At 42.4% G+C, this 3,376-nt stretch carries 3 protein-coding genes; all 3 read right to left on the bottom strand.

Translation table 11 applies throughout. The features are described 5' to 3' along the window. Positions 1–75: 75 nt before the first annotated feature. Positions 76–918, bottom strand: a complete 843-nt coding sequence (locus tag ACWVCM_RS12145; protein WP_455202019.1) for a PhnD/SsuA/transferrin family substrate-binding protein — start codon at positions 916–918, stop codon at positions 76–78. Between the two features lie 293 nt (positions 919–1,211). Next, positions 1,212–3,059 carry a DedA family protein gene (locus ACWVCM_RS12140; protein ID WP_455202018.1) on the bottom strand — a complete coding sequence of 616 codons (1,848 nt, stop codon included), beginning with the start codon at positions 3,057–3,059 and terminating at the stop codon, positions 1,212–1,214. A 9-nt stretch (positions 3,060–3,068) separates the two neighbouring features. After that, positions 3,069–3,376 (bottom strand): efflux RND transporter permease subunit (locus ACWVCM_RS12135; protein WP_455202017.1); only part of this gene is annotated, 308 nt, incomplete at its 5' end.

Raw genomic sequence — 3,376 nt, 5'->3', positions numbered from 1 at the left:
TCAATTACACAATTAGAAGCATTTTAAGAAACCGAAAGACGAGTAAAGAAGGGGATCTCTAACCAATTACCAGGCTCACCATCCAAACACTACACCTTCAAGCAGGGATGAATGTTCCATATATTCGTCTTGCTTTGCTGCTGTAAAGGGAGGTGCTTTTTTTCCACCAAAACGCCTGGTAATTCCCTGCGCAGCTTGCTTACCTTTTTCATCCAGCGTTAAGGAACGAATAATTTCTTTCTTGTATTTGGATCCAACACGCGAGCTGACAGAAATGGCCTGATTGGGTAACGCTTTGCTTTTGTACAACACCCGCATATTGCTACGATCTATATCTGTTAGTTTCTTATTGTAGAATGTAGTGCGAAAAACCGCGGCCCTGCATTGCCCTTTTCTGAATGAGTCATGCACACTCTTGAAGCCACCCTTAACACCCCAAATGATAGGCTGTCGTACAGGATTTTGAAATTGCTCAATGACCGTCAACGTTGCAAGGTTAGGTGGAGGGATGCCGCATATTTTCTTGCCGATTAAGTGCTTCATGCTCTTAATTTCTTTGTCATCTTTATTGACAACAATGACAAATTCAAGTGTGCCGGGCAGTTTTACAAGGACTTCATGATTTAAATGTGCTACTCGCCAGGACACAAAATGTGGCCCATCAAAAACTATATCGTAAACATCGTGGCGCAAATCGCGCTGGTATTGAAGCCAGTTTTTTGGGTGTTTATAAGTAACTTTTTCACCCAGAATTTGTGAAAGATGTTCAGCTAATGGAGCATAAATCTTTTCGCCCGCCTCCGGTAATTCTCGCGGCGGCGCTGTCATGACAAGTTCAGCCAAAGCAATTGGTGTTAGCGCTACGAAAAACAGCAAACCAACAAAAAACTGTAATGTAAATTTATTATATACCCTCATACTCTGCAATTTGTCATTCCTGATTACTAACAGCTTCTACATACATTATATTGTTGTACCATACTACTACAGTCTTTTGTACAGCTATTTTATCTAATTTATCATATTTTTCTTTATACACATTAATCAAATGAATTAGAAACAATCTAACTCCTGTGACTTCCTATAGTGATCATAGTATTTAGCACCATAACTAATTACGTTATTACAGAAGACGCATTTACCCCGGATTTTATTCCATTAAAAAACGAATGAGTATTCATTTTTCTACCAATTGTATTCACCACTTGGATTCAATTAAACAAAGGAATTGAAATAGATGCCAGCATGTCACTCAGCCGACGTTGACCTCGTGTATCACAGTCTTTGGCAGACACAGTAATTACCCATAGTTTGGTATCTCGCAGTGCAGCAACAATGTGATAGTCTATTTTTTTCCCAAAGGGAGGCATGTTGTAGTAAGCAGTATAGTGCACGCCTGTTACCGTATTTATGCGCAATGGTTTCTCGCTTATTTTAACTTTTTCCAAACCTTCTATGTGGTTCAATCGCTGCAGAAGCTGTTGCCGCAACATATCCAGGGTTAGCTGGGCGCCAACATCATCTTTATAATTTACCTGAACAGTTACCCCGTTATCGCTGAACCCGTACGACAATTGTTGTGCTTCTTGAATCTCACCACGATTAACAAATACTGAATGGCTGGATACAAAAGGTTTTGGCGATTTCATATATAGACCAGTATTTCCCACCTGTTGTAAGGGTAACGCAGATATATCAAGATCCCCTGGTACTGAATTATGGGCATCATTCATTTCTAACAGTAAAACTTCCCCTTTCCAGGAATCAGTCACACCTTTCTCCGGATAGTGCTTTTGCTGAATAGAAAGCCGCGGTTTTACGTTATGGATTTTACTATGAAACAGAGCCAGTGATTGCGAATAATCTGATCGCGAAACAGGTATATGTACGAGCTTAAATAACGAATACACATCAATACTGTGAACCGTTCCCAACCATAGCTGGCGCTTCTGCTTGTCTATATTTGGATTCGCAGCCCAGATACGTATTGTAAAAAACTTGTTATTGCTGGCGCCTGGCGCAAGTAACAGCAGCGCTTCTTTTTCATTAAAAAGCTTATTTGCCCAGACAGGTAGCTGACCAAATTTCGGTTCAGGCAAAAAATAGTTTAACCCACTTTTTATATTAAATTCAGGCGCGACTATCCACTCTGCTTGCTGTAACGTCGTATCAATGTCATGTAATTCCCCCCACCACTGAAATGTAATTGGATGATTACTGTTGTATTTTATTGGTAAGCTGGAAAATTCCGGCCAATGCTCCTTCCACCATTGTGTGTCAACAGCTTGTTGTTTACTTGCCAATGGTTGATAGCGTATTTCATACTGATACACAAAGAAAACCATCACACCGGCCAGTGCTGCCATAAGGCTAAGACTGACAATGTTTTCTTTAGCGGACCGAAAGCCAAAATAGTCACCCAGGGTTTCTATGGTATCCATCAATGCGTAGGAAACCAGCAACTTAACAATGTACCCAAGCACTACCGCCACCAGGATCAAGATCACGATGAGCGCAATAAGTCGAATAAAAACTTCATTGGCTAATTGTATTGATTCACCAAAGGCCACACCTGGCAGGATAACAACTGGCGCCCATAAAACGGCAGATACAACATTGATGACATAAAACTTACCTTGCGGCATATGCATAATACCGGCTATCGCCGGAATAATTGGTCGTAACGGTCCTACAAAGCGGCCAAAAAAAACGCTGGCGCCCCCATGGCGCTCGAAAAACGCTTCGCCTCGTGGAATTAATTCTGGATATCGGGACAAAGGCCAGACATGTCTTAATTGTTTATCAAAGTGACGTCCAAGCCAGTAGCTCAGCCAGTCACCGACAATTGCACCCATTGTGGCCCAAAATAATGCCTGCCAAAGGTCTATAGCATCCAGGCCAACTAAAGCACCAATACCCAGCATAAACACCACGCCGGGGACCAGAATACCGACCAGGGCTAATGATTCGCCCGCGGCCACCAGAAACACAATCAACCCTGCCAGTTCAGAATTTCTGGCCATCCAGTCCAGCACAGGTTGAATAGTCGAAAGGTCCATGGGCAAGTGCTATGACTTCTTATATTCGAAGATCACTTTATGTGAACGACGCATAAACGTGCGGTATAACAAGGGGATAACAAACAGGGTAAGAACCGTGGAAAACATTAACCCCCAAACAATGGCCGATGCGACAGGTCCCCACAGCAATGACTTACCACCTAATCCAACCGCCAGGGAAAACAAACCGGCAATAGTGGTTAACGAAGTTATAATAATCGGAATAACGCGCCGCCTTGCCGCATAAATGGTGGCATGCAATATACTCATGCCTTGCGCCAATCTTTGATTTGCAGCATGGATCATGACAATAGCAG

Source organism: Kaarinaea lacus (genome assembly GCF_975902315.1).
Note: the sequence above shows the minus strand (reverse complement) of the source record. Positions and strands in the feature narration are given on the sequence as shown.

Excerpts from the sequence above, each read along its gene's own strand:
- ACWVCM_RS12145 (WP_455202019.1), bottom strand. The coding sequence starts at position 918 with ATGAGGGTATATAATAAATTTACATTACAGTTTTTTGTTGGTTTGCTG.
- ACWVCM_RS12140 (WP_455202018.1), bottom strand. The coding sequence starts at position 3,059 with ATGGACCTTTCGACTATTCAACCTGTGCTGGACTGGATGGCCAGAAAT.